Raw genomic sequence first — 24,830 nt, 5'->3', positions numbered from 1 at the left:
CGTTATCGGGCCCGTTCGGCGCAGATCATGAGAATTTCCTTTGACCGCACCTTCGCTGCATCCAGCGGACTCCCAGCAGAGTCATGGTGAGTGGGCGCGTCCCCCCCGGGTGACGCAGGAGCCACCCACCGTAACAGTGCGGACGCGCCCCCCAGGAAACCGGAGCCGAGGAACCACCCCATGGACGCACGCCACGACACGGCCGGCCCAGGCACGCTGCACCGCCCCCACCCGGGCCCCGCGGCCGGCTGGCCGGTGGCCCAGCCCGCCCACCCCCGCAGCCTGCTCGACGTCATCGCCGCCACCGCCGACGCCCACCCCGAGGCGCCCGCGCTCGACACCGGTGACACCGTCCTCGGCTACCGCGCCCTGCTGCACGAGGTCGACGCCCTCGCCGGACAGCTCGCCGGCCACGGCATCGGCCGCGGCGACCGGGTCGGCGTCCGCATCCCCTCCGGCACCGCCGACCTCTACATCGCCGTCCTCGCCGTGCTGCGCTGCGGCGCCGCCTACGTGCCGGTCGACGCCGACGACCCCGACGAACGCGCCGAGATGATCTGGCAGGACGCCGCCGTGTGCGCCGTCATCGGCGCCGAACGCCGCCTCCACGCCGGGCCCGCCGCCCAGCCCGGCGGCCGCCCCGCCTGGCCCGCCCCCGCCGACGACGCCTGGGTCATCTTCACCTCCGGCACCACCGGCCGCCCCAAGGGCGTGGCCGTCACCCACCGCTCGGCGGCCGCCTTCGTCGACGCCGAGGCCCGCCTGTTCCTCCGGGGCCGCCCCCTGGGCCCCGGCGACCGCGTCCTGGCCGGCCTGTCCGTGGCCTTCGACGCCTCCTGCGAGGAGATGTGGCTGGCCTGGCGCCACGGCGCCTGCCTGGTCCCCGCCCCCCGCTCCCTGGTCAAGGCCGGCACCGACCTCGGCCCCTGGCTCGTCGCCCGCCGGATCACCGCCGTCTCCACCGTGCCCACCCTGCTCGCCCTGTGGCCGCAGGAGTGCCTGGACGGCGTGCGCCTGATCATCGTCGGCGGCGAGGCCTGCCCCGCCGAACTCGTCGACCGCCTGGCCGTCGACGGCCGCGAGTTCTGGAACACCTACGGCCCCACCGAGACCACCGTCGTCGCCACCGCGGCCCGCCTGCTGCCCGGCGAGCCCGTCCGCATCGGCGCCCCCCTGGACGGCTGGGAGATCGCCGTCGTCGACCCCGCCGGCCACCCCGTGCCCTGGTACGGGACCGGCGAACTGCTCATCACCGGCGTCGGCACCGCCCGCTACCTCGACCCCGCCAAGGACGCCGAGAAGTTCGGCGCCCACCCCGCCCTCGCCTCCACCCGCGTCTACCGCAGCGGCGACCTGGTGCGCAACGACCCCGAGGGCCTGGTCTTCGTCGGCCGCGCCGACGACCAGGTCAAACTCGGCGGCCGCCGCATCGAACTCGGCGAGATCGACGCCGCCCTGCAGGCCCTGCCGGGCATCCGCGCCGCGGCCGCCGCCGTCCGCAAGGCCCCCGCCGGCGCCGACCTGCTCGTCGGCTACCTCGTCGCCCGGCCCGGCACCACCTGCGACCTCGCCGCCGCCCGCCGACAGCTCCTGGAACGCCTGCCCGCCCCCCTGGTGCCGGTCCTCGCGCTCGTCGACTCGCTGCCCACCCGCATCTCCGGCAAGGTCGACCGCGGCGCCCTGCCCTGGCCGCTCGCCACCACCGCCACCGCCACCGCCGCGCCCGGTGCGCCCGGCGCCCAGGCCCTGGACGGCACCGCCGGCCGGCTCGCCGCGCACTGGGAACGCCTGCTCGGCACCACCCCCGGCGCCCACGACGACTTCTTCGCCCTCGGCGGCTCCAGCCTCACCGCCGCCCGCCTCGTCTCCGACCTGCGCACCCGCCACAGCGGCGTCTCCGTCGCCGACCTGTACGCCCACCCCGTCCTCGCCGACCTCGCCGCCTACCTCGACGGCCTCGCCCCGGCCGCCCAGCCCGACACCGCCACCCCCGGCACCGGCACCGCCGCCGGAACCCCCGGAACCGCCGGCACCGCGACCCGAGCCCCGGCACCCCGCCGCACCGTCCGCCGCACCCCGCGCAGCGCCGGCCTGTGGCAGACCCTCCTGCTCCTCGGCATGTTCACCCTCGCCGGACTGCGCTGGATCCTCGTCCTGATCGCCCTCGACAACCTCACCGGCAACCACCTCGCCTGGGCCCCCCACAGCTCCTGGTGGCCCGTCGCCGCCGGCCTCACCCTCCTCTACAGCGCCCCCGGCCGCACCCTGCTCGCCGCCACCGGCGCCCGCGCCCTCACCGCCGGCATCCGCCCCGGCAGCCACCCCCGCGGCGGCCACGTCCACCTGCGGCTGTGGGCCGCCGAACGCTACACCGCCATGTTCGGCACCGCCGCCCTCGCCGGCACCCCCTGGGCCGTGCGCTACGCCCGCGCCCTCGGCTGCCGCGTCGGCCCCGGCGTCCACCTGCACACCCTGCCCCCCGTCACCGGCCTCGCCCGCCTCGGCGCCCGCAGCTCCGTCGAACCCGAAGCCGACCTCGCCGGCTGGTGGCTCGACGGCGACACCCTCCACCTCGGCCACCTCGACATCGGCGAAGGCGCCCGCATCGGCCACCGCGCCACCCTCATGCCCGGCGCCCGCATCGGCGCCCGCGCCGAGATCGCCCCCGGCTCCTGCGTCACCGGCACCGTCCCGGCCGGCGAACACTGGCACGGCTCCCCGGCCCGCCCCACCACCGAACCCCTCGCCGACTGGCCCACCGCCACCGCCCCCGCCCACCGCGCCTGGAACCTCGCCTACGGCATCGGCTTCGCCGTCCTCGGCCTCGTCCCGATCATCTCCGCGCTGCCCGCCCTGTTCATCGTCTACCCGATGATCGACACCGACCGCACCCTCGCCGACGCCCTCCTCCAACTCCTGCCCGCCACCGTCCCCCTCGCCGCCCTCACCCTGCTCTGCCACGCCGCCCTCATAGCGCTGCTCGTCCGCCTGCTCTCCGTGCCGCTGCGCCCCGGCTTCCACCCCGCCGGCGGCCGCGTCGCCTTCTGCGCCTGGGCCGTCAGCCGCCTCAGCGACACCGCCCGGCGCACCCTCTTCCCCTTCTACGCCAGCCTCTTCACCCCCGTGTGGCTGCGCCTGCTCGGCGCCCGCGTCGGCCGGCGCGTCGAAGCCTCCACCGTGCTCGCCCTGCCCGGCCTGATGCGCGTCGACGACGGCGCCTTCCTCGCCGACGACACCCTCATCGCCCCCTACGAACTGCGCGGCGGCTGGCTGCGCCTGGGCCCCGCCCACGTCGGGCGCCGCTCCTTCGTCGGCAACTCCGGCATCGTCGGCCCCGGCCGCCACCTGCCCGACAACTCCCTCGTCGGCGTCCTGTCCGACGCCCCCGCCCACGCCCCCGAAGGCTCCTCCTGGCTGGGCCGCCCCGCCTTCGCCCTGCCCCGCATCGCCGACACCGGCACCGAAGGCCGCACCTACGACCCGCCCCGGCGCCTCATGTGGGCCCGCGCCGGCGTCGAGGCCTGCCGCCTGCTGCCCATCGTCCTGGCCGCCGTCCTCGGCGACCTCGTCCTCGCCGTCCTGCAGGCCCTGCGCGACGACTACGGGCTGGGCACCGCCCTGGCGGCCGCCGGACTCGTCCTCATCGGCGCCGCCGTCATCGCCTGCGCCGTCACCACCGCCGCCAAGTGGCTCCTCGTCGGGCGCTTCCGGGCCGCCGAACACCCCCTGTGGTCCACCTTCGTGTGGCGCAACGAGCTCTACGACACCTTCGTCGAGGAACTCGCCATGCCCTTCGGCGGCTCCACCCTCACCGGCACCCCCTTCCTGAACCTGTGGCTGCGCAGCCTCGGCGCCCGGATCGGACGCGGCGTGTGGTGCGAGACCCACTGGCTGCCCGAGAGCGACCTGGTCACCGTCGGGGCCGGCGCCAGCGTCAACCGCGGCACCGTCCTGCAGACCCACCTGTTCCACGACCGAGTCATGCGCCTGGGCCCCGTCCACCTCGGCGCCGGCTCCACCACCGGGCCGCACTCGATCGTGCTGCTCAACTCCACCCTGGGCGCCGACACCACCGTCGGCCCCGCCTCCCTCGTCATGCGCGGCGAGAACGTGCCCGGCGCCACCCGCTGGCTCGGCAACCCCGTCGCCGCGTGGGACGCCGACCCCACCCCGCCCGCCGGGCGGCGCGCCGCCCGCGGCCGGCGCCGGACCGCGGCGGCAGCGTGACGCAGGTCACGTCCGGGCGGCGATGAGTCGGCGGTGCGGTCACGGTCCTACCCCGTGACCGCACCGCTTCTTTCCGCCGCACCGCGGCCGCACCGAGAGGAACCACTCCTCATGACCGCCACCCCCGCGAAGGGCCCCGCCTCCTACTTCCCCGCCATCGAGAAGAAGTACGGCCGCCCGATCCAGGACTGGCAGGACCTCATCCGTGCCTCGCCCCTCACCCGGCACATGGAACTCGTCACCTGGCTCAAGACCGAACACGGCCTCGGCCACGGCCACGCCAACGCCCTCGTCGCCCACACCACGAAGCAGGCCCCCGCCCTGCCGCCCAAGATCACCGAGCAGTAGGCTCACCCCGCAACACGACGCGAAGGGGAGCACGGTGGCGCGGGTTGCGGTGATCGGCGGAGGTATCAGCGGGCTGGGGACGGCCCTCATGCTCGGACGGCGGGGCCACCCGGTCACGCTGTTCGAACAGGAGGCCCGGGAAGCCGGAGCGGACCCGGACCGGGACTTCTTCCACTGGAACCGGCCCCGCGTCCCCCAGGCCGTCCAGCCCCACTCCTTCCTCGCGCCCGTACGAACCGTCCTGCGCGCCGAGGCCCCCGACGTCCACGCGGACCTGCTGGCCCGCGGCGCCCGCGAGTACCACGACTTCGACTGGTTCGGCGAACACCCGCCGCACCGGCCCGGAGACGAGGAACTCGTGACCCTGCGCACCCGCCGCATCGTGCTCGAAGCCGCCCTGGCCGCGGCCGTGCGACGGGAACGCACCGTCGACGTACGCCGGGGCCACCGGGTCCGCGCCCTCGTCCTCGAAGCGGGCAGCCCCGCCCGCGTCACCGGCGTACGGACCGACACCGGCACCCACCACGCGGACCTCGTCGTCGACGCCTCCGGCCGCCGCTCACCCGTACCCGCCTGGCTGACCGCGGCCGGCTGCCGCCCACCCGTCGTCGACAGCCACCGCACCGGACTCGCCTACCTGTGCCGCTGGTACCGCCTGCGCGCCGACGGCCCACGCGACCCCGGACGGGTGAAGCCCGGCTCCGCCGCACCCTTCGCGCTCGCCGGCGTCTTCCCCTCCGACAACGACACCTTCGCGGTCAACCTGGTCCTGTCCACCGGCGACCCGACCCGCGGCGCACTCACCGACCCCGCCGTGTTCGAGGCCGCCGCCCGCCGCTTCCCCGCCACCGCCGCCTGGCTCGACCTGGCCCCCGAACCACGGTCCGCCGTCCTGGCGATGGCCGGCCTCGACAACCGCTGGACCTCCCTCGCCGACGACGCCGGACCCGTCGTCACCGGCCTGGTCAACGCCGGCGACAGCCTCATCCACACCAACCCCACCCTCGGCCACGGCGCGGCCCTCGGCCTGCGCACCGCCCAGCACCTCGCCACCCACGCCGACCGGACCGCCGCCGATCCCGCCGGCTACCACGCCTGGACCGCCCAGGAGCTCCGCCCGTGGTTCGACGCCCAGGTGGCAGCCGACCGCGTCAACGAACAACGCCTCGCCGAAAGCTCCCCACCGGCCGACCGGCGAGCCGCCGCCCTGGCCTCCTGCGCCTTCGAGGACCCCGTCGTCATGAGAGCCCGAGCCCGGGTCCGCCACCTCCTGCAACCGGCCGCCGACGCCTACGGCAGCGAGGAAGTCGACCGCCACCTCACCGCCTGGCTCACCGCCCGCCCCGACTTCTCCCCCCGCTACGACGGCCCCACCCGCGACCAGTGGGACGCCCTCATCCCGGCCTGAGCCCGCGCGCCCGCACCCGTCGGGGAAGTTCGGGGGAGTTCGGGGGAGTGCGGCGACCGGGGGCCGGGGCCGCCGACGGCACGATCGGAAGACGGCGGACCCCGCCCCCGGGTACGGGTTCCGTACGGGCGGGGCATCGACCGCGATGCCCGTACGGCTGCGGTCGGAGCCCATTCGACACCTTCAACGGGACTTGAGGTCAAGCCCGGCCCTCGTCCGGCCCGTGCGGCCCTCGCCCCGCCCGGCCGCACCGCCCCCGCCCGGGGTAGCCTCGCTTCACGGCCGGGGCGGTGCGGGACGGCACGCACGAGGCGGACAGGGGCGGGCGGATGACAGAGCAGCAGCGCGGCTACTGGCGGGTGTCGGACGGTTCGGCCGTCGGCGCCACCCAGGCGCACATCGTGTGGACCAGAGCGGCCTACCCGGCCCTGGTGGAGGTGGCACGCCGCTACCACGGGGTGATCACCTACGCGGACCTGGCCGAGGCGGTGCAGGAGGCCTCCGGGGTACGCACCCGGGTCAACCAGCGGCACTGGATCGGCAAGGTGCTGTCCCTGGTGATCCTGGAGGCCCACCGGCGCGGAGACCCGCCGCTGACGGCGCTGGTGGTGCACGCGGCGGACGGCAAGGTCGGCGTCGGCTACCAGGAGGTGCTGGCGGTGGCCGGACAGCCGCCGGTGGCCGAGGAGATGGACCGCGAGCAGCACGCCGCCGCCGCCCGCCTGGCCTGCTACCGGCACTTCGGCGCCGACCTGCCCGCCGACGGCGGCACACCCGCCCTGGCCCCGCGCCTGCGGGCGTCGGTGGAGCGCAAGGCGGTCGTCACCGCGGTGCCGCGCCCGCCGGCGATCTGTCCGACCTGCTTCCTGGAACTGCCGGCGACGCGGGTGTGCGACTCCTGCGGGGCGACCATCGCGCCGTGAGCGGCCGGGCGGTGGGTCGGGGGGCCCGGGACCGTCGAGCCGTCCGAGCCGCCGTCACACGGCGGCAGCGGCGGGCAGGCGCCCGGGCATCCGCCAGCCCTCCGCGAGGCGGGAGGGGGACAGCCGCTGCCCCTCGCCGAAGAACTCGCAGAACTTCATGATCAGCGGATCCCAGCCGAGCGGGTCCACGTAGTGGTCGCTGCCGGGCACGATCAGGCGCTCCTCGACGTGGGCGCGCACCACCGTCACCTCGAAGGCGGTGCAGTGGTCGTTGCCCGCCAGCGGCGTCGCCGCCTCCAGGCGGCACTCCAGCTGCACCGGGCACTCGGCGGCGCGCGGCGCCCGCACCAGCTCGCCGGCCAGCTCCGTCATCCCGGCCGCCGCGAACTTGCGCCGCTCGTGCCGGTAGCCCTGCTCGCGCTTGTGGTCGGCGATGCGCGGGTTGGCGGTCAGCAGCGCGAGGGCGTCCACGGCGTCCACCTGCGCCGAGGACGGCAGGTTGAGCACGCACTCGCCCTCGCGCCGCAGGTTGACGGCGGTCTGGGCACTGTTGCCCAGGCCCAGCACGCAGGACTGCCCCAGCCACCACGCCGAGGACATCGGCGCGAGGTTGGCACTGCCGTCCTCGTTGCGCGAGCCGATCAGCACCACCGGGGTGCCGAAGTACAGGACCTTGAGGTCGGTGACCTTGTGCACGGGATTGCCGTCCTTGGGTAGAGCGAACCGCTGTCGGCCACCGACTCTGCCCCCGCCCGCCCGGGGGCGCTGGCGGTGATCGGACGTCCAGTTCGCGCGGCTCCCCGGGCGGTCGCCCGGAGCGGCCTCCCGCCCGGGGAGCCGGCGCCGGGCCGTCAGCCCACCGGCCCCCGGGCGGCGACCTGGCGCGCCCGGCCGTCGCGCAGCCGGTAGGACAGGCCCACCACGGCCACCGTTCCCTCGGCGACCTTGGCCGCGAGCGCCTGCGACCGCTCCACCAGCAGGTCCACGCTCTGGCGGATGTGCTCGTCCACGATCGCGTCGGGGTCCTCGATGCCCGCCGCCCGCGCGGCCAGCACGCTCGGGGTCACCCGCTCCACCACGTCCCGCACCAGGCCGCCCGGCAGCTGCCCCTGCTCCAGGGAGTCCAGCGCCGCCGCGACCGCGCCGCAGGAGTCGTGCCCCAGCACCACCACCAGCGGGCACTCCAGCACGCTCACCCCGTACTCGATGCTGCCCAGCGTCTCCGCGCCGGTGACGTGCCCGGCGGTGCGCACCACGAACAGGTCGCCCAGGCCCTGGTCGAAGATGATCTCGGCGGCCAGCCGGGAGTCCGAACAGCCGAACAGCACCGCGAAGGGCCGCTGCGCCGGGGCGAGCGCGGCCCGGCGGCCGGCGTCCTGGTTGGGGTGCTCGGGGCTGCCCGCGACGAACCGGGCGTTGCCCTCCATCAGCACCCGCAGCGCCTGGCCGGGGTCGGTCCTCGGGTCGGGGTCGGCGGCCGGCATGGGTCCGGATATCGATGTGGGGATCATGCCAGCACCCTAGATCGCCCCAGGTGGGCCCCGCAGCCGGGGCCCCACCCGGCCGGCTGCGGGGCCGGGCGGACGGGCCGGTGGTGGGATCGGCGGGCGGTTCAGTGGGCGGGGGAGCCCTTGGAGACGAACAGCTGGACCGTCCCGTTCGCCGCCACGGTGGCCCCGGCCTGCGGCTCGGAGTTGATGACCGACCCGGCCGGCACCTTCCAGTCGGTGAACTCGTGGACCTCGTAGCGCAGCCCGGCGGCCTCCAGCACCCGGGTGGCGGCCTCCCGGGTCAGGCCGACGAGCGGAGGCACGGCCACCGTCGCCCCGCCCGGCGGGTTCGGGGCGACGGGCGAGGGGGCGCCGGAGCCCGTCAACGGCCCCGGGGCGGGCGCCGAGCCGGAGCCCGAGGGGTCCGCGGACACCGAGGGCCCCGCGGAGGCGGGGGCAGGGGCGGGGGCGGACTGGACGGCCGGTACGGGCCCCGCGGGGCTCTGCCCGCCGCCCGCCGGGCCGGGCACGAGCAGGGCCGCGCCCACCCCGATGACGGCCACGGCCGCCACCGCCGCGGCCCCGGTGAGCACGGTGCGGCGGCGCGTCGAGCGCCGGATCCCGGCGGCGTCGATCACGGGGGCGGGGGCGCTGTCGGCGAAAGCGGTCATGGCGGAGAGGAGCTCCTTCTCGAAGACGGGGTCAGGGGCGAAGTCGGGGTCGGGGCCGTGGGGCGGGAAGCGGGTCATCACGCACCTTCACACGAGGTCGACGGCGCGGACGGGACGTCCTGCCGGGGCAGCGCGGCCCGCAACTTCGCGAGGCCGCGGGCGAGTTGCGAGCGCACCGTGCCGGGGGAGACGTCGAGCGTCTGCGCGATCTCCTGGCCCCCCAGGTCGTGGAGGTAGTACAGGACGACCACGGTGCGCATCCCCATCGGCAGCGTGTGCAGCGCGGCCACCAGCTCCTCGCGCAGGTCCACCGACCGGTAGGCGTCGCGCGGGTCGGGGCGCTCCGCGCCCGGCGCCGGCGCCGGCCGCTCACCGGGGCGGTCCAGCCGCCGCCAGCGGTCGTTCGCCAGGTTCACCAGGATCCGGCGCACGTACGCCTCCGGCACCTCCGCGGCCGCCACCCGCCGCCAGTGGCGGCAGGCCCGCTCCAGGGCCTCCTGCACCAGGTCCTCCGCGGCGTGCGCGTCCCCGGTGAGCACGTACGCCGTGCGGAACAACGCGCCCGACCGCTGCTGTACGAACTCGACGAAGTCGATCCCGGGACTGGCCCTGCGCAGCCTCACCCGCCGCCCTCACTCTCTTCTCGTTCTTCCCGCCGCTGTCCTTGCGCCCCCATGACGGCCCCGGCCGCCGTCCCGCTGCACCGCCGCCGCGGAAGTGACGCGCCTCACACCGGGCGCGCAAAACCCGGCCGTCCTTCCGGGGCCCCGCAGCGCCGGTGTGAAAGGCTTCCAGGTGCTTTCCCACGGGCTGGGCACCCGGGGCGACCGAGCCGCCTGAGCCGCCCGAGCCGCCGCCGCCCCGCCGCACCGCCAGAGCCGCACCGCCGCACCGTACGAGGCCCCCATGAGTACCGCCGCCGTCGTCCTGTTCACCCAGGACCTGCGCCTGCACGACAACCCCGCCCTGCACGCCGCCCGCACCGGCGCCGACCAGGTCGTCCCGCTGTTCGTCCTCGACCCCGCCGTCGAGAGGGCCGGCTTCGCCGCACCCAACCGGCGCGCCTTCCTCGCCGACAGCCTCGCCGACCTCGACCGGGCCCTGCGCGCCGCCGGCTCCCGGCTGGTCCTGCGCCACGGCGACCCCGCCGAACAGACCGCCCGCCTCGCCGCCGAATGCGACGCCCGCGCCGTCCACACCGCCGCCGGCGTCTCCGCCTTCGCCACCCGCCGCGAAACCGCACTGCGCCGCGCCCTGGGGGACCGGCTGCACCTGCACGACGGCCTCACCGTCGTCCCCGCCGGCGCCCTCACCCCGGCCGGCCGCGACCACTACGCGGTCTTCACCCCGTACCTGCGCGTCTGGCAGCAGGCCCCGCGCCGCCCCCTGCTGCCCGCCCCGCGCATCCTCACCACCCCCGACGCCCCGCACAGCGACCCGCTGCCCGCCGCCCCCGCCGCCACCTCCCCCGCCCTGCCGCCCGGCGGCGAACGCGCCGCCCGGCGCCGCCTGCGCGCCTGGGAACCGGACGACTACGACCGCCGGCACGACGACCTCGGCGCCGACGCCACCTCCCGCCTCTCGCCCTACCTGCACTTCGGCTGCCTGTCCGCCACCGAACTCGCCCACCACGCCGCCGACCACGGCGGGCCCGGCGCCGACGCCCTCGTCCGCCAACTCGCCTGGCGCGACTTCCACCACCAGGTCCTGGCCGCCCGCCCCGACGCCGCCCACGCCGACTACCGGCCCCGCGGCACCCGCCGCCACGACGACGACCAGGAACTGCAGGCCTGGCGCGAGGGCCGCACCGGCTACCCGATCGTCGACGCGGGCATGCGCCAGCTCGCCCACGAGGGCTGGATGCACAACCGCGCCCGCCTGCTCACCGCCTCCTTCCTCACCAAGACCCTGCGCCACGACTGGCGCCCGGGCGCCGCCCACTTCCTCTCCCTGCTCGTCGACGGCGACCTCGCCAACAACCAGCTCAACTGGCAGTGGATCGCCGGCACCGGCAACGACACCCGCCCCAACCGCGTCCTCAACCCCCTGCGCCAGGCGGAACGCCACGACCCCGACGGCGCCTACGTCCGCCGCTGGCTGCCCGAACTCGCCCACCTCCCCGGCCGCGCCGTCCACCGCCCCTGGACCCTGGACGAATCCCTCGACTACCCGCCGCCCCTGATCGCCCCGGACGCCCTCACGGCCCGCACCGCCGACACCGGCTGACGCCGACTGACGCCTGTCACCGGCGGTCGGTACGGTGGCTGGTGTGTCCTCCCCCGAGCCCCGCGCACCCCGCGCACCCGGTGAACCCCGCGCACCCCGCGTGCCCCTGGCCGACCTCGCCCGACTGCGCCGGGCCCGCGACCGGATGGACCGCGACTACGACCAGCCCCTCGACGTACCCGCGCTCGCCCGCACCGCCCTGATGTCGCCCGGCCACTTCTCGCGCAGCTTCCGCGCCGCCTACGGCGAGACCCCGTACAGCTACCTCATGACCCGCCGGATCGAACGGGCCAAGGCCCTGCTGCGGCGCGGGGACCTGAGCGTCACCGACGTGTGCATGGCGGTCGGCTGTACGTCACTGGGCTCCTTCAGCACCCGCTTCACCGAACTCGTCGGCGAGAGCCCCAGCGCCTACCGCGCCCGCGACCACCAGGACGGCGCCGCGATCCCCGCCTGCATCGCCAAGATCCACACCCGCCCGGTGCGCCGTACGGAAGCGAAGGACGGACCCTCTCCCGTAGCGTGACCGCCATGAGCATCGAACTCGCCCAGTGCTTCATCGCCGTCGACGACCACGACAGGGCCCTCGCCTTCTACCGCGACGTCCTCGGCTTCGAAGTACGCAACGACGTCGGCTTCGAAGGCATGCGCTGGGTCACCGTCGGCTCGCCCGACCAGCCCGACGTCGAGATCGTCCTCGAACCCCCGCTGGCCGACCCGCACGCCTCCGAGGACGACCGCCGGGCCGCCGCCGAACTCCTCGCCAAGGGCCTGCTGCGCGGCGTCATCTTCCGCACCGACGACTGCGACGCCACCTTCGAACGCATCCGCGCCGCCGGCGCCGAAGTCCTCCAGGAACCCATGGACCAGCCCTACGGCGTCCGCGACTGCGCCTTCCGCGACCCGTCGGGCAACATGCTCCGCTTCAACCAGCCCCGCACGAAGTAACCCGCCGAAGCAGCCCGTCGGGGGTACGGCCCCACCTCCCGCCGACACCGGCGTTGATCGAACGTCTCGTCAGCGCGCCAACACCCCTGGTAGGCGAGGCTGCCGCCCGGCGAACGCGTTCCAGGGCCGGCCAGGCCCAGACGGTCCCGGACGGTCCCGGACGGGCAGGTGATCTTGCCCCCGCGGCGGCCGTGGGGCCCTGGTGGCTCGTGGGCGGACTTGGTCTACTGCCCGCAGGAAGTCGGCGCGTCGCCGCCGGCGGAGCGGACGGGAACCGAGGAGAACCACGCGATGCGCGAACACGTCACCGGGGCCCCACGGCCGCCGCGGGGCGGCAGCCGTTGGACTCCGACCAGGAGGAAGAGGTCTTCGACTACGCCCTGACCTCGCTCGCGAAGGGCAACCACGAGGCGGTGGACCTGCTCATCCGGCGGCTGGAGGCGATCGATCCCGCGCCCGCCCACCTCGACGCCCTGCGGATCGAGGTCGCGGGCGACCGTCCCGACGACCGCCCCCGGATCCCGCCCGAGGTCCACTTCATCTGGATCAGCAAGCCGATCAGCCGGGCCGCACCTCGACGAGATCGTCAACTGGGCGGCGAAGGCCCGCAATTCCGACTGAACCATCACCCTGTGGACCGACCGGACAGCACCTGGCGCGCCGCTGACACCCTGCGCGTCCGGCTGACGGGAGAGCTGAAGTTCCAGTACATCGAGGACGCGCTCGACGAGCGGGTGCGGCAGATCTACGCCAACGCCACGACCGGAGAGCAGGAGGCGTACCCGCGGGCCTCGGACATCGCCCGCTACCGGAACTAGTCGCAGTGCATCGGGCTTCAGCCTGGTGGTGAAGCGATTCTGAGTGGCGCTCTGGCCTTGAGCCGGCGCACCATCCTGCACTGTGGACCTCAGCTCAGGCAGGGCGGTTCTGCTGCTCGATGTACTGCCGGACTGTCGACAGCGGAACGCCGCCCACTGATCCGGCGAAGTATGAGCCGGACCAGAGGCGCTGTGCGCGCCAGTAGTGCTGGACCAGTTCGGGGTACTCCTGGCGCATCCGCCGGAATCTGACGTCCTTGAGGCTGTTGACGAGCTTGGAGATGGCGACCTTCGGCGGGAAGTTGACCAGGAGGTGGACGTGGTTGTTCTCGCCGTTGAACTCGATCAGCCCTGCCTCGAAGTCGGAGCAGACGGCCCGCATGATCTCTTCCATGCGCTTGAGGTGGGTGTGGTGAAGACGGGGTGCCGGTACTTCGTCACGAAAACCAAGTGCGCGTGGAGCACGAACGTACAGTGCCTGCCTGTCTTGGTGTTCTGATACTCAGCCCACAAACCAACCGGTACGGTGATCGTTATGCAGCTGCGGTACTCCTTCCGCCTCTACCCGAACAGGACTCAGCGTTCAGCGCTGGCCCGTGCGTTCGGGTGTGCGCGGGTGGTGTACAACGACGCGTTGCGGGCGCGTGAGACCGCCCGTGCGGGCGGGTTGCCGTTCCCGAGGATCGGGGACCTGTCCAAGTCGCTGATCACTGAGGCGAAGAAGACCGCTGAGCGTGGTTGGCTCGGCGAGGTGTCGTCGGTGGTGCTGCAACAGTCCCTGCGGGACCTGGACACCGCGTACCGGAACTTCTTCGACGGCTTGAAGGGCAAGCGCCCACGCACGGGCGCGCCCCGCTTCAAGTCCCGCAAGGACAACCGGCAGGCCGTCAGATTCACCGCGAACGCCCGGTGGAAGATCACGCCGGGTGGTGACCTGTCGTTGCCGAAGATCGGCGACGTGCGGGTGACGTGGTCCCGCGTGCTGCCCTCGGTGCCGTCCACGGTCACCGTGGGCAAGGACGCCGCTGGGCGGTACTTCTGCTCGTTCGTGGTGGAGACCGACCCGGAAGCGGACCTGACCCGGATGCCCGAGACAGATTCCGTGGTCGGCATCGACCTCGGGCTGACGCACTTTGCGATCCTCTCCGACGGCACGAAGATCGACAGTCCGAAGTTCCTGCGCCGCGCTGAGAAAAAGCTCAGGCGCGCGCAACAATCCCTCTACCGCAAGGAGAAGGGCAGCAGCAACCGGGCAAAGGCCAGGGCGAAGGTCGCACGGCAGCATGCCCGCGTGGCCGACGCGCGGCGCGAGTTCCACCACCAGCTCTCAACGAAGCTGATCCGCGAAAACCAAGCGGTCGCCGTTGAGAACCTGGCGGTCAAGGGACTCGCCCGCACCAACCTGGCCAAGTCAGTCCACGACGCCGGATGGTCCGCGTTCGTCACGATACTGGAGTACAAGGCCGCCCGGTACGGGCGCGCCTTTCTGCGTCTCGGACGCTTCGAACCCACCTCTCAGGTGTGCTCGCACTGCGGCATCAAGGACGGCCCCAAGCCACTGCATATGCGTGAGTGGGCGTGTGGGGCGTGCGGGACCGTCCTTGATCGGGACATCAACGCGGCGGTCAACGTCGCCAAGGCCGCCGGACTGGCGGTGACAGCCTGTGGAGCGCAGGTAAGACCGGGACTCGTCCCGGCGCAGCGCGATGAAGCAGGAACCCACCCAAACGCTGCGCCATCCGTGCGCAGCGCGGAGGGAATCGCCGCCCTTGAAGGCGGCGAGGAAGTCAAGGCAACCACTTCATTGCCGTGCAGAAGAACTCCGCCGTGATGGAGAAGATGATCGCCAAGGTCGCCGCCGAGATCTCCGACATGAACGCCGAGGAACTGCACATGGTCGGCCCCGCGGCCACCGGCCCCTTCGGGCTCATCAAGGTCGTGGACCGGCACCTGAGCGGGGAGTTCGGCGTCGAGAGCCTGCAGACCGGCGAGCACAACCTGTTCCAGACCGCGGGGAGGCAGTTCCACGACCACATCCAGTGGCTGACCACGGAGAGCGAGAACCAGAACTACTAGGAGCGGCCCCGTACTTGCTTGACCTCTGCTCCCTTGACCTCAAGGAGCCTTGAAGTCCTACGGTCGATCGCGTCCTGACGAACAACCACCCGATCGACAGAAGGAGAACGGGACCCATGACCCTGCTCGCCGAGACGGACCCGGGGCAGGGCGGCTTCACCGTCTACCGCTCCACCTTCGCCGAAGGCGCCGCCGGGGCCCCCTCGCACTTCCACACCTGGGCCTGGGAGCTGTTCTTCGTGATCGGCGGCTCGCTGGAGGTGCTGGTCGGCGAGGAGGTCACCGTCCTGGGCGCGGGCGACTTCCTCGCCGTGCCCCCGCACACCCCGCACGCCTTCGCCGCCGCGCCGGGCGCCCGGGCCGACGTGCTGTTCGTGTTCACCCCCGGCATGGAGCGCTTCGACTACCTGCGCCTGCTCGGCAGCGTCATGCGCGGCGAGACCGCGCCGGCGGCGATCGCCGCCTCGTCCGAGCGCTTCGACAACCACTACGTCGACAGCCCCGCCTGGCGCGCCGCCCTGGCGAACCGCGCCTGAGGAAGCGCCGCGCACCGCCCTGATCGGCGGCAGCTGAGCCCCAGCCCCACCACCGTGCCGGAGCGCCGTGCCGGAGCGGTGGCGCCGGAGTGCCGTGCAGGAGAAGTCGGACCCGCCGACTTCCCGCTCCGGCCGTCGGCGGCACGGCCCCGCAGCCCGGCGGCGCCCGTGCCCCGGCCGCTCGACGGGCCGGGACGGGCCGGGTGTGGAACGGTGGAAGATCGGGGGGTCCTGGTGCGAGAGGAGTGACCATGTCGTCGAAGCGCCGCCGCAAGAAGAAGGCCCGGGCCAGGCGCGGGGCCAACCACGGCCGCCGCCCACAGAGCTGAACGGCTGACCGCCTGAACGGCTTGCCGGGCGCGGCCGCCGCTGCCCCCGAGCCGCACCGAAATTCCCCTGCTGGGTGGTGCGCCCGTTGGTAGGGTGCGCCGATGCCATCGATCAAGCAGTTCCAGGTCACCTTCGACTGCGCGCAACCCCAGCGTCTCGCTCGGTTCTGGTGCGAGGTGCTGGGGTACGTCGTGCCGCCGCCACCGGCGGGGTTCGCCACGTGGGACGACTACACCCGCTCCCAGGCCCCCGAGGACCGGGATTCCTGGTTCGCCTGCAGCGACCCCTCGGGTGTGGGCCCGCGTCTGTACTTCCAGCGCGTCCCCGAAGGCAAGGTCGCCAAGAACCGGCTGCACCTCGACGTGCGGGTCGGTACCGGACTCGTGGGGGAGGAGCGCCTCGCCGCGCTCGAAGCCGAATGCGCACGGCTGGTCCCGCTCGGCGCGGTCCGCATGTACCTGCTGTACGACGGCACCGACTCGTGCATCGCGATGCAGGACATCGAAGGCAACGAGTTCTGCCTCGACTGAGCACCCCCGGCTGTTGGCCCACCCGCACTCAACTCCCGTCCGTATCATTGCGGTTGTCGAGTGCGCCCACCGCCGCGCGCGCGGTGTGCGGCTGCCCGAGGAAGTCGGTGCTGTCCGCCCACTGGTCCACCGCCCCCGCCCGCGGCAGGGCGCGCAGCCGCTCGTCCGTGACGCCCGCCAGCAGGGGCCGCGCGAAGCGTTCGGGGCGCCTTACGGGCGGGCCCCCCGACGGCGCCCGGTCATCGCCGAGACGGGCCGCCGCCGTCGCGGGCGGCCCGGAAGTAGGCGTTGGCGGCGGGAAGGAACATCAGCACCACAGCGGTGAGCACCGAGCACACGTGCACGGCTCGGCTGGCCGCGAAAGCGAGATCCATCGGACCGGCCTGCGCCAATTCCCAGCTCAGAGACCGGCCTTGGGCCAGTGCCCGGATCGGCTGCAGCACCATCGACGCTGTCCCCAGCACACCGAGGCCCAGCGTGAGAGCGATCCGCGCCCAGCCGCGGCCGCCGCGCGACCAGGATCGCGGCGGTGAAGACGGGCAGCCGCACCGCGAGACCCATGGCGATGCCGGCCGCCGAGCCCGAGGAATCGGCGAGCATCCTGCCGACGGCGAGGACCGTCTCGAACGCGCCGGCGGCAACGGCCGTCGCCTACAAGGCGAATGCCGCACGCACCGCAGCGGGCGCCGGCCCGGCCTCGTGCGGTGCGGCGGCGCCCGGGCGGGCGGAGCGGACGGCGGACGGGGTCCGAGCGGTGTGGGACATCGGGGCCTCGATTCGTGCCGGAACGTCAGGAGTGGTCGTGCAGACGCCTCCGATCCTCCGCGCCCGGCCCAGCCGGGGCCCTCCTGCTGTCCGGCGGATCCCCCGGGGGGCTGTCCCCACCCCAGCCCCGTCCCGCCTCGGCGCCGGCCCTTCGCCCGCGCTTTCACCAGGGCGCTCGTACACGACGCAAATTGACAGGTGATGGACAACCCGGTGAGTGGCGCGGGCCGCATCGTCCACCGTGCCGTCCATCGTTTGTCGGCCGGCGCACCGCATCGTTCATCGCGGCGCGGGGAGACGACCCGCGCCGCCCACCGAAGACACACGGAATCGAGGGGAACCATGCGTACCTCCGCACGCTTCGCGGCGCTGGCCGCGGTGAGCGCCATCGGGCTCGGCACCATCGCCACCGGCACCGCCCAGGCCGCCCAGGCCGCGCCGGCCATCACCCAGGCCGCCCGGAGCACCACGGTCCACCTGCACAACGGGACCGGCTGCACGCTCTACCGGGCCGACTACTCGCTGGCCCACGGCATCTGGTCGCAGGGCCAGGAGCCGCCGCAGACGCTGGGGAACACCGGGGACGCCACCTTCCAGTCGGAGAGCAACGGCTTCGCGACCGGCACCGAGGGCACCGTGAGGTTCACCGGGTACAACTGCGAGGAGGACTGGCGCAACGGCCGGTCCGTCGTGCTGCACTGGGCCAACCCCTACACCGGGTCCAACAGCTACGACGAGAACGGCACCGACAACACCTTCCGCGCGACCCGCGTGGGCGGCAGCGGCAACAACGCCGATGTCTTCTGGAGCGCCTGGAAGAACTGACCCCCGCCACCGGGCACGCAGCTCGCTGCCTGACGGACCGGCCCGGCCGCGCCGTTCGGCGCCGGGAGTGACCTGACGGGAGAAGCAGCAGGGGGCGGGGCACCACACGGTGCCCCGCCCCTGTGCCGTTGGATTACGGGAATCCGGGAATCCGGGAATCCGGGTCAGCCCTCGACCGGGAAGTCGCCCGCCCGGACCGCGGCGACGAAGACGCTCCACGAGGAGGACGGAAAGGCGAGGACCGGGCCGTTCGGGTCCTTGGAGTCACGGACGGGCACGACGCCGGGCGTGCTGGTGGATACCTCGACGCACTGTCCACCGTTGCTGCTGTAGCTGCTCTTGTGCCAGGTCAACAGGTCGGCTCCTCGGTGGGTCCTACGCCGGAAAGCCGCCCTCGCGGACGGCTGTCACGAAGGCTTCCCACGCGACAGCCGGGAAAACGAGCGTCGGGCCGTGGGGGTCCTTGGAGTCACGGACGGGCACCCGGTCGGGGACGACCCCGATTGCCACTTCGACGCATTGTCCCTGCTGGGCGCTGTACGAGCTCTTGCGCCACGCGGCGCTGCGCAGGTCATCCATGATCAAAACCCTTCCGCACTTCTCGAATGAACTCGATGCTCGCCGCCCGGGACAACGCCTCGACCTGGAGGTGATCGTACTCACTGGCCCACTCGGCCAGTGTCTCCGGATCGCGTTCGAGGAAGCCACGCTTCTGGGTCTCCCCATAGCCAACCATGGCCCTGTTCGGCATGGTCAGCAACGTAATTGGATGCGCGAACGGCCTGAGTTCACCCAGCGAGAACGGGCTGACTTGAAGAAGGACCCTTGGCCGAGCAGCAAGTGCCTCCAGGTGCTGCAGTTGCTCGAGCATGACTTCGCGGCTACCGATGGACCGCCGCAACGCCCCCTCGTCTATGACCGCATGGAGGAGCGGCGCGGGATCATTTGCGAGCACGCGCTGCCTGTGGAGCAGCAGTTCGGTTCGCTCGTCGGCCTGCTGCTGCGTTGATGCTCCGCGGCTCACCAGCGCACCCTGATACGCCCGAACGTACGCGGGGGTCTGCAGGAGGCTCGGAACGATGTTGATTTCGAACAGCCGCATCGCCACGGCCTTCGACTCGTCGCGGAGATACTCCTCGAAGCCTTCGAACAGGATGCGCTGGCCTGACTTGCTCCACTCGGCCAGAAACCGCTCGCCCCCGCCGAATGCCTTGTCAAGTTCGGTTGCAATGCGACGAGTTGCTTTCCTGCGGCCATTTTCAAGAGCCGAGATGTGGGACGACGTGCAGCCGATCAGCTCTGCAAGGTGCTCCTGCGTCCAGTCCCACTCCTCGCGCCACCTGCGGAGGAATGCCCCGAACTCGGCCGCAGGGGAGGACTGAGGGTCAAGTTCCCGCTTGTTCAAGGCGATTCGACCTACCAATCAAACAACTACGCCAAGTTGAACAGTTCGGAAGTCTAGAGGAAAGTGGCCGCGCTGGGTAGTCGCATCACTACGGACCGGAGCGACGCCGTGACGCGCAAGTCCCTCTCATCTGCATGCCTAGCGTGATTTCGCACCACCTCCGCGCTCCCCCATCCGCCCCCAAGGAACTCCGCCATGTTCAAATCCCACCGGCCCCGCACGTTCGCCGCCCGCCTCGACTCCCGTGCGGACTCGACCCCGATTGCCCGGCGCCTTCTGCGGGCCTACCTCGCCGCGCTCCCCGCCGGCGACCGCTACGCCGATGTCGCCGAACTGCTCCTCGGGGAGCTGTTCGCCAATGCCGTCCAGCACTGCGACGCGCCGGACGACCGGCTCATCGAGGTGCGCTTCGCCCTCCTCGGCGGCCGTCTTCGGTTGGAGGTGCACGACGCCGGCTCCGGGCGCCCCTCCCTCAACTCGCCCACCCTGGACGACGAGTGCGGGCGCGGCCTGTTCCTCGTCAACGAGCTGGCCGAGCGCTGGGGATGCTGCCCCCGCCCGGGTGGCGTCGGCAAGTTCGTCTGGGCGCTCGTCTCACCCTCCCTCACCTCCTCCTCCCTCGTCACCGTCTGAAAGCGCTCACCCTCCGATGCGACTCGCCCTCACCGCCCGCCACCTCCTCGACACCGCCCTCGCCCCCGCCCAGGCCTACGCCTGCCTCGCCCGCCGCACCGGCGACCCCCTGCGCTCCGCCCGCGCCGTCTGCACGGCCCTCGGCATCCCCGCCGCCGACACCACCCGCCGCCTCGACGACTGCCACGACGCCCTCCTCACCAACCCCCGACCCAACACCGCACACGACACCGAGAACGACACCGGCGAACTCCTCGAAGCCCTCGGCGTCTTCGACGTCCCCGTCCCCTCACCACCCGCGACCACGCCGTCATCGCCCACTTCCTCACCGCCATCGACGCCATGGGCGGCATCCGCCCCGGCCACCAGCACGGCCTCACCCGCTGGTTCACCACCGGCAACCTCACCACCGCCTACCTCTCCCTCACCTCCGCCCACCCCATGCCCCGCACCGGCAACCCCACCCGCTACTGGACCGCCCTCATCTCCGCCGGCGAACTCCTCGCCACCGCCCCCAACCGCGACACCCGCATCACCTACGCCCTCGCCACCTGCCGCACCAACGCCCGCAAGGCCGCCCAGTCCTGAGCAACACCCTTGATCCCCGGCCACCACCAGCCCGGCGGCCTGCGCCTCGCAGGCGGTGCGCCACCGCGTCCGCACCCTGGCCGGTCCGGGGCCGTTCGGCCCGGTCGCCCACCTGACCGCCGCGCAGCAGGACGTCCTGCTGCTGCATCTGGTCCTCGACCTGTCCGCGGCGCAGGTCGCCGCCCTCATCGGCACCGAACCAGCCGCCGTCCACGTCCAGCTCCGCTCCCTGGCCGCCGCCCGCCGCTGACCGGGCGGCGGCAGTGGGTGGCGCCGGGTTGAGCCGGGGAGCGGGGTGCGGCCGTAGACGTGGACGGGGCGCCGTCCGCCGGAGGGGGCGCCGGGGTGCCAGGAGGCAGACATGCTCAGGTTTCACGGCGCGTGGCGGATCACGGTGGTCGGGCGCAGCGCCGACTTCGACCAGCGGGCCGTCGTGCGCGGCCCGTACGGCAACCGGATCCTGCCGGGGCGCGTCGGGGCCGTGCTGGAGGTGGACGAGGAGAGCTGGACGCTGTCCCTGGAACACCACCTGTGGCGGCGCAGCTGGCAGCCCAACCTGCGCACCACGCCCGGGCCCGTCACCGAACGCGACGGTGTCCGCAGCCAGTTGCTCACCAGCAACGACTGCCACTGGCCGGGCAAGCCGCGGGACTACGTGAACTTCGTCCTGCGCCTGGACCAGGCCCTCGCTCCGGCCGCCGTACCGGCCGCCGTACCGGCCTCGGTGACGGCCGCTGTGACGGTGCGTGCCGCGAGGGTGAACGAGACGCCGATCGGTGCGCCCGTCCAGGCCGTCCGTACCTCGTCCTCGGGGCAGCCCGGGCAGTCCGCACAGCCTGGGCAACCCGTGCGGCCCGGGCACACCGCCGTTCCCGCGACCAGGCCGGGGGAGGGCGGGGGCGCCGCCCGGTCCGTACGGGCCGACTGGTAGTACGCCGGCGGGTGCGGGGGGATATCCCCAGGTCGCGGCGGCCCGCTGGCCGGGTGTTCCGGCGGGCCGTCCCCGGGTTGGCTGGAGTCCTCCGTACCCGCCGATCCGAGAGGCCGTCACCAGTGCAGTTCCGCACGTCCGCCAGCGAGACCACCGACCGCAAGGCCTTCGACCGCGAGACCTTCCGCCGTACCCGCCGTACCCGCCGTGTCGGCGCCGTCGCCGTGCTGGCCGCCGCCCTGGGCGCCACCGCCATGAGCGGCAGTGCCGCGGCCATCGTCAACGGCCGTGACGCCACCGAGCGTTACCCCTTCATGGCCACCGTCCCGCTGACCTCCGACCAGTTGGCCGACGGCAGTTGCGGCGCCTCCCTGATCGACCCCCAGTGGGTGCTGACCGCCGCCCACTGCGTCGTGTGGCGGCCCGACACCCACCTGCAGCTGAAGGGCACCGTGCGCGTCGGCAGCGCGCACCGCGACAGCGGCGGAACGGTGCGCAACGTCGCGCGCGTCGTGGTCCATCCCGGCTTCGCGTTCGGCCAGGGCGCCCCCAACGTCAACGACCTCGCCCTGATCCGCCTGGACGGCCCGGTCGCCCAGCAGCCCGTCCGCATCGCCGAACACGCGGGCCCGGCCGGCACCCCGACCAGGCTGCTCGGCTTCGGCACCGTCGCCGACACCCACGACTACGACAGGATGGTCTTCCCCGACCGCCTCCAGGAACTGCCCACCCGCATCGGCGCGCAGGGCGACTGCGCGCCCGGCTGGGCCGGACCCACCCGCCTGTGCACGCTCAGCCAAGTCCCCGAGGCCATGGCCTGCTTCGGCGACTCCGGTGGCCCGCAGGTCCAGCGCGGGCGCGGCGGGCGGTGGGAGCTGATCGGCACCACCTCCGGCCCCGGCGCCCCGGCGGACTCCTGCGCGGCCGGCCCGGGCCTGGACAGCGACGTGCCCGCCTACGCCCCCTGGATCCGGGCCACGCTCGCCGGCCGGTGACGGCGTACGGCTAAAGTCCCAGGTGAGCACCGTCGCGCCCGAGGAGACCACGCCATGCCGACCGACCCCGCCGCCGGAGCTGCCGGAGCTGCCGGAGCCGCTGGAGCCGCTGGAGCCGCTGGAGCTGCCGGGGCTGCCGCCCGTCCGGAGCCCGCCCGTCCGGAGCCCGCGCGGCTGGGCCTGGGCACCGCCGCCGTCGGCCGGCCCGGCTACATCACCCTCGGGCGCGACGCGGACCTGCCCGCCGAACGCACCGTCGAGGCGCTGCGCGAACGCACCCACGCCCTCCTCGACGCCGCGTACGCCGCCGGCGTGCGCTACCTCGACACCGCCCGCTCCTACGGCCGCGCCGAGGAGTTCCTCGCCCAGTGGCTGGCCGAACACCCCCGGGCGGCGGCCGAGGTGACGGTCGGCAGCAAGTGGGGCTACACCTACACCGCCGGCTGGCAGGCCACCGGCGTCGACGCGCACGAGGTCAAGGAGCACTCGACGGCGGTGTTCGACCGGCAGGTCCGCGAGACCCGCGCCCTGCTCGGCGACCGCCTCGATGTCTACCTCGTCCACTCGGTCGTCCCCGGCAGCCCCGCCCTCACCGACCCCGCCCTGCACGAACGCCTGGCCGCCCTCGCCGCCGAGGGCGTGCGGGTGGGCCTGTCCACCAGCGGCCCCGCCCAGGCCGCCACCATCCGCGAGGCCCTCGCCGTCACCGTGGCCGGCCGCCCGCTGTTCACCGCCGTCCAGGCCACCTGGAACCTCCTGGAGACCTCCGCCGCCCCCGCCCTCGCCGAGGCCCACGCGGCCGGCTGGCTCGTCGTCGTCAAGGAGGCCATGGCCAACGGCCGCCTGGCCGGCCGCAACGCCACCGGCCCCGACACCGCCGCCCTGCGCACCGTCGCCGACCGCACCGGCACCACCCCCGACGCCGTCGCCCTCGCCGCGGCCGCCGCCCAGCCCTGGGCCGACGTCGTCCTCTCCGGCGCCGCCACCCTCGACCAGCTCGCCTCCAACCTCACGGCCGCCGAGGCCCGCCCGGCCCCGCAGGACCTGGCCGCCCTCGCCGCCATGGCCGAGCCCGCCGAGGCGTACTGGCGCACCCGCTCGGCGCTGCCCTGGGCGTGAACGACCGGTGGCGGTGGTGGCGGTGGCGGTGGCGGCTCCAACCGGCCGGGTAGAGCCAGACGTGCGCCAACCCGTGGGCGTCCCAGCCCCGTTGTCGGTGCCCGCTCCTACGGTGGGCGCCATGACACAGCCCCTGAACCTCGTCGCCGCCCTCACCGCCCTGCCCGTCCCCCTGCCACCCGGCCGCCTCGTCACCGGAGACGACGTGGGCGTCGGGGACTCGATGGGCGCCGGGGATTCCGTGCGCGTCGGGGATTCCGTGCGCGACGTGAACTCCGGGGACGACGGGAACTCCGGTGGCGGCCGGGAGCCGCTGCTGTGGGTCAGCGACGCCCCCGCCCCCGCAGGCCTGTGGGCGCGACTGCACCGCGCGCACGCGCAGACCGGGCTGTGGCCGCTGCTGCTCAGCCCCCTGGGCGACGGCCCCGACTACCGACCGTGGCTGTCCGGCGAGCTGTACCCGGATCTCGCCTCCGCCCCCGGCCTGTACGACCCGGCCGCCCTGCTGCGCGGCTGGTGGGCGGCGGGTGGTGACGGCGGCGAGGAGTACGGCCAGGCCCTGGCCCCCTACGGCCGCACCTGGCCCGGCACGGCCCCCGCCGCCGCCGTGCCCGCGGGCGCGGCCGGTGTCGAGGCCCGCGAACTGGCCGACGTGCTGCAGTCCGTCAAGGACGACCGCCTCGGTCTGGTCCGGGCCGGCAGCGGCGCCGAGGCGTTGGCGGTGTGCGGGTGGAGCGGCCCGGCCAACCACGAGAACGACGTCGCCAAGATCGCCGCCGTCGTCGCCGACTGGGAGCGCCGCTTCGGTGCGCAGGTCGTCGAAGTCGGCTTCGACACGCTCCGGTTGAGCGTGCCCGTGCCGCCCGCCACGTTCGCCGAGGCGCTTCCGCTGGCGGCCGAGCACACCGCCCTCTGCTCCGACCTGGTCTTCCAGGGCGCCGGCACCCTCGCCGGGTACGCCCGGCAGCTGGTGGGCTCCCACCAGTGGTCGTTCTGGTGGGACTGACCGTGCGGGCGCGCCGGTCGGTACTCGGAGCC

29 protein-coding genes and 1 pseudogene are annotated in these 24,830 nt (G+C 73.9%); 21 read left to right on the top strand and 9 right to left on the bottom strand.

Features of this window, described 5'->3' with window-relative positions:
* The first annotated feature begins 180 nt into the window (after positions 1–180).
* The 4 genes from AC0B61_RS12890 (at position 181) to AC0B61_RS12875 (ending at position 6,906) form a co-directional block, all read left to right on the top strand.
* The gene (locus AC0B61_RS12890) at positions 181–4,227 is read left to right on the top strand and encodes a Pls/PosA family non-ribosomal peptide synthetase (protein ID WP_471740688.1); all 4,047 of its coding nucleotides are present in this window, start codon (positions 181–183) and stop codon (positions 4,225–4,227) included.
* A 111-nt stretch (positions 4,228–4,338) separates the two neighbouring features.
* Positions 4,339–4,575: a DUF4287 domain-containing protein gene (locus AC0B61_RS12885; RefSeq protein ID WP_471740687.1), complete on the top strand. Its 237-nt coding sequence runs from the start codon at positions 4,339–4,341 to the stop codon at positions 4,573–4,575.
* Positions 4,576–4,609: 34 nt separating this feature from the next.
* Positions 4,610–5,983, top strand: a complete 1,374-nt coding sequence (locus AC0B61_RS12880) for an FAD-dependent oxidoreductase (protein ID WP_471740686.1) — start codon at positions 4,610–4,612, stop codon at positions 5,981–5,983.
* A gap of 329 nt (positions 5,984–6,312) precedes the next feature.
* Positions 6,313–6,906 (top strand): hypothetical protein, encoded by a 594-nt coding sequence (locus tag AC0B61_RS12875; RefSeq protein WP_471740685.1) that lies wholly within the window; start codon positions 6,313–6,315, stop codon positions 6,904–6,906.
* A gap of 54 nt (positions 6,907–6,960) precedes the next feature.
* Here AC0B61_RS12875 and AC0B61_RS12870 read toward each other — a convergent pair whose 3' ends face one another.
* The 4 genes from AC0B61_RS12870 to AC0B61_RS12855 all read right to left on the bottom strand — a co-directional run bounded on the left by AC0B61_RS12870 (position 6,961) and on the right by AC0B61_RS12855 (position 9,624).
* Positions 6,961–7,602 (bottom strand): flavin reductase family protein, encoded by a 642-nt coding sequence (locus AC0B61_RS12870; RefSeq protein WP_471740684.1) that lies wholly within the window; start codon positions 7,600–7,602, stop codon positions 6,961–6,963.
* 155 nt (positions 7,603–7,757) lie between these two features.
* Positions 7,758–8,390: a carbonic anhydrase gene (locus AC0B61_RS12865; RefSeq protein WP_471740764.1), complete on the bottom strand. Its 633-nt coding sequence runs from the start codon at positions 8,388–8,390 to the stop codon at positions 7,758–7,760.
* A 128-nt stretch (positions 8,391–8,518) separates the two neighbouring features.
* The gene (locus AC0B61_RS12860) at positions 8,519–9,145 is read right to left on the bottom strand and encodes a PASTA domain-containing protein (RefSeq protein ID WP_471740683.1); all 627 of its coding nucleotides are present in this window, start codon (positions 9,143–9,145) and stop codon (positions 8,519–8,521) included.
* Positions 9,145–9,624: an RNA polymerase sigma factor gene (locus AC0B61_RS12855; protein WP_471740763.1), complete on the bottom strand. Its 480-nt coding sequence runs from the start codon at positions 9,622–9,624 to the stop codon at positions 9,145–9,147. Before AC0B61_RS12855 ends, AC0B61_RS12860 begins: the two co-directional genes overlap by 1 nt.
* 349 nt (positions 9,625–9,973) lie before the next feature.
* Here AC0B61_RS12855 and AC0B61_RS12850 point away from each other — a divergent pair, with 349 nt between their 5' ends.
* The 4 genes from AC0B61_RS12850 to AC0B61_RS12835 all read left to right on the top strand — a co-directional run bounded on the left by AC0B61_RS12850 (position 9,974) and on the right by AC0B61_RS12835 (position 13,059).
* Positions 9,974–11,293, top strand: coding sequence for a cryptochrome/photolyase family protein (locus tag AC0B61_RS12850; RefSeq protein WP_471740682.1), 1,320 nt, complete (start codon positions 9,974–9,976; stop codon positions 11,291–11,293).
* A 100-nt stretch (positions 11,294–11,393) separates the two neighbouring features.
* Complete coding sequence (locus AC0B61_RS12845; RefSeq protein ID WP_471740762.1) at positions 11,394–11,819, top strand: helix-turn-helix transcriptional regulator; 426 nt, start codon at positions 11,394–11,396, stop codon at positions 11,817–11,819.
* Between the two features lie 5 nt (positions 11,820–11,824).
* On the top strand, positions 11,825–12,241 hold the full coding sequence (locus AC0B61_RS12840; protein ID WP_471740681.1) for a VOC family protein: 417 nt from the start codon (positions 11,825–11,827) through the stop codon (positions 12,239–12,241).
* A 341-nt stretch (positions 12,242–12,582) separates the two neighbouring features.
* On the top strand, positions 12,583–13,059 hold the full coding sequence (locus AC0B61_RS12835; RefSeq protein WP_471740680.1) for a hypothetical protein: 477 nt from the start codon (positions 12,583–12,585) through the stop codon (positions 13,057–13,059).
* Between the two features lie 94 nt (positions 13,060–13,153).
* Here AC0B61_RS12835 and tnpA read toward each other — a convergent pair.
* Positions 13,154–13,572: pseudogene (gene tnpA, locus AC0B61_RS12830) on the bottom strand (IS200/IS605 family transposase).
* 22 nt (positions 13,573–13,594) lie between these two features.
* Between tnpA and AC0B61_RS12825 the strand changes: the two are divergent.
* The 5 genes from AC0B61_RS12825 to AC0B61_RS12805 all read left to right on the top strand — a co-directional run bounded on the left by AC0B61_RS12825 (position 13,595) and on the right by AC0B61_RS12805 (position 16,531).
* Complete coding sequence (locus tag AC0B61_RS12825) at positions 13,595–14,890, top strand: RNA-guided endonuclease InsQ/TnpB family protein (RefSeq protein ID WP_471740679.1); 1,296 nt, start codon at positions 13,595–13,597, stop codon at positions 14,888–14,890.
* Positions 14,869–15,135 carry a hypothetical protein gene (locus AC0B61_RS12820; protein ID WP_471740678.1) on the top strand — a complete coding sequence of 89 codons (267 nt, stop codon included), beginning with the start codon at positions 14,869–14,871 and terminating at the stop codon, positions 15,133–15,135. Before AC0B61_RS12825 ends, AC0B61_RS12820 begins: the two co-directional genes overlap by 22 nt.
* 74 nt (positions 15,136–15,209) lie before the next feature.
* Positions 15,210–15,671, top strand: a complete 462-nt coding sequence (locus AC0B61_RS12815) for a cupin domain-containing protein (protein WP_471740761.1) — start codon at positions 15,210–15,212, stop codon at positions 15,669–15,671.
* A 251-nt stretch (positions 15,672–15,922) separates the two neighbouring features.
* A complete protein-coding gene (locus tag AC0B61_RS12810) occupies positions 15,923–16,000 on the top strand; it encodes a 50S ribosomal protein bL37 (protein ID WP_465390020.1) in 78 nt (25 codons plus the stop codon).
* Between the two features lie 102 nt (positions 16,001–16,102).
* Positions 16,103–16,531 carry a VOC family protein gene (locus tag AC0B61_RS12805; RefSeq protein ID WP_471740677.1) on the top strand — a complete coding sequence of 143 codons (429 nt, stop codon included), beginning with the start codon at positions 16,103–16,105 and terminating at the stop codon, positions 16,529–16,531.
* A 239-nt stretch (positions 16,532–16,770) separates the two neighbouring features.
* Here AC0B61_RS12805 and AC0B61_RS12800 read toward each other — a convergent pair whose 3' ends face one another.
* The gene (locus tag AC0B61_RS12800; protein WP_471740676.1) at positions 16,771–16,977 is read right to left on the bottom strand and encodes a hypothetical protein; all 207 of its coding nucleotides are present in this window, start codon (positions 16,975–16,977) and stop codon (positions 16,771–16,773) included.
* A 661-nt stretch (positions 16,978–17,638) separates the two neighbouring features.
* Between AC0B61_RS12800 and AC0B61_RS12795 the strand changes: the two genes are divergently transcribed.
* Positions 17,639–18,121, top strand: a complete 483-nt coding sequence (locus AC0B61_RS12795; RefSeq protein WP_471740675.1) for a hypothetical protein — start codon at positions 17,639–17,641, stop codon at positions 18,119–18,121.
* A 164-nt stretch (positions 18,122–18,285) separates the two neighbouring features.
* Here AC0B61_RS12795 and AC0B61_RS12790 read toward each other — a convergent pair whose 3' ends face one another.
* Genes AC0B61_RS12790 through AC0B61_RS12780 form a run of 3 tightly spaced genes read right to left on the bottom strand, consistent with a single transcriptional unit; the run spans position 18,286 to position 19,526 of the window.
* On the bottom strand, positions 18,286–18,474 hold the full coding sequence (locus AC0B61_RS12790) for a DUF397 domain-containing protein (RefSeq protein WP_471740674.1): 189 nt from the start codon (positions 18,472–18,474) through the stop codon (positions 18,286–18,288).
* A gap of 22 nt (positions 18,475–18,496) precedes the next feature.
* The gene (locus tag AC0B61_RS12785; protein WP_471740673.1) at positions 18,497–18,700 is read right to left on the bottom strand and encodes a DUF397 domain-containing protein; all 204 of its coding nucleotides are present in this window, start codon (positions 18,698–18,700) and stop codon (positions 18,497–18,499) included.
* Positions 18,693–19,526, bottom strand: coding sequence for a helix-turn-helix domain-containing protein (locus tag AC0B61_RS12780; RefSeq protein ID WP_471740672.1), 834 nt, complete (start codon positions 19,524–19,526; stop codon positions 18,693–18,695). Before AC0B61_RS12780 ends, AC0B61_RS12785 begins: the two co-directional genes overlap by 8 nt.
* Positions 19,527–19,721: 195 nt before the next feature.
* Between AC0B61_RS12780 and AC0B61_RS12775 the strand changes: the two genes are divergently transcribed.
* From AC0B61_RS12775 to AC0B61_RS12745, 7 genes are all read left to right on the top strand, one after another.
* Positions 19,722–20,159 carry an ATP-binding protein gene (locus AC0B61_RS12775; protein ID WP_471740671.1) on the top strand — a complete coding sequence of 146 codons (438 nt, stop codon included), beginning with the start codon at positions 19,722–19,724 and terminating at the stop codon, positions 20,157–20,159.
* Positions 20,160–20,501: 342 nt separating this feature from the next.
* Positions 20,502–20,747 (top strand): hypothetical protein, encoded by a 246-nt coding sequence (locus AC0B61_RS12770; protein WP_471740670.1) that lies wholly within the window; start codon positions 20,502–20,504, stop codon positions 20,745–20,747.
* A 55-nt stretch (positions 20,748–20,802) separates the two neighbouring features.
* Positions 20,803–20,997 carry a sigma factor-like helix-turn-helix DNA-binding protein gene (locus AC0B61_RS12765; protein ID WP_471740669.1) on the top strand — a complete coding sequence of 65 codons (195 nt, stop codon included), beginning with the start codon at positions 20,803–20,805 and terminating at the stop codon, positions 20,995–20,997.
* Between the two features lie 111 nt (positions 20,998–21,108).
* Positions 21,109–21,678 carry a hypothetical protein gene (locus tag AC0B61_RS12760; protein ID WP_471740668.1) on the top strand — a complete coding sequence of 190 codons (570 nt, stop codon included), beginning with the start codon at positions 21,109–21,111 and terminating at the stop codon, positions 21,676–21,678.
* Positions 21,679–21,800: 122 nt separating this feature from the next.
* A complete protein-coding gene (locus AC0B61_RS12755; RefSeq protein WP_471740667.1) occupies positions 21,801–22,673 on the top strand; it encodes a S1 family peptidase in 873 nt (290 codons plus the stop codon).
* Positions 22,674–22,727: 54 nt separating this feature from the next.
* Complete coding sequence (locus tag AC0B61_RS12750) at positions 22,728–23,792, top strand: aldo/keto reductase (protein ID WP_471740666.1); 1,065 nt, start codon at positions 22,728–22,730, stop codon at positions 23,790–23,792.
* Positions 23,793–23,913: 121 nt separating this feature from the next.
* Positions 23,914–24,798: a DUF4253 domain-containing protein gene (locus tag AC0B61_RS12745; RefSeq protein WP_471740665.1), complete on the top strand. Its 885-nt coding sequence runs from the start codon at positions 23,914–23,916 to the stop codon at positions 24,796–24,798.
* Positions 24,799–24,830 lie beyond the last annotated feature (32 nt).

The sequence above is a fragment of the Kitasatospora sp. NPDC023385 genome, assembly GCF_055664045.1.
The sequence above is the reverse complement of the archived record's forward strand: the minus strand, read 5'-3'. Positions and strand labels throughout refer to the sequence as shown.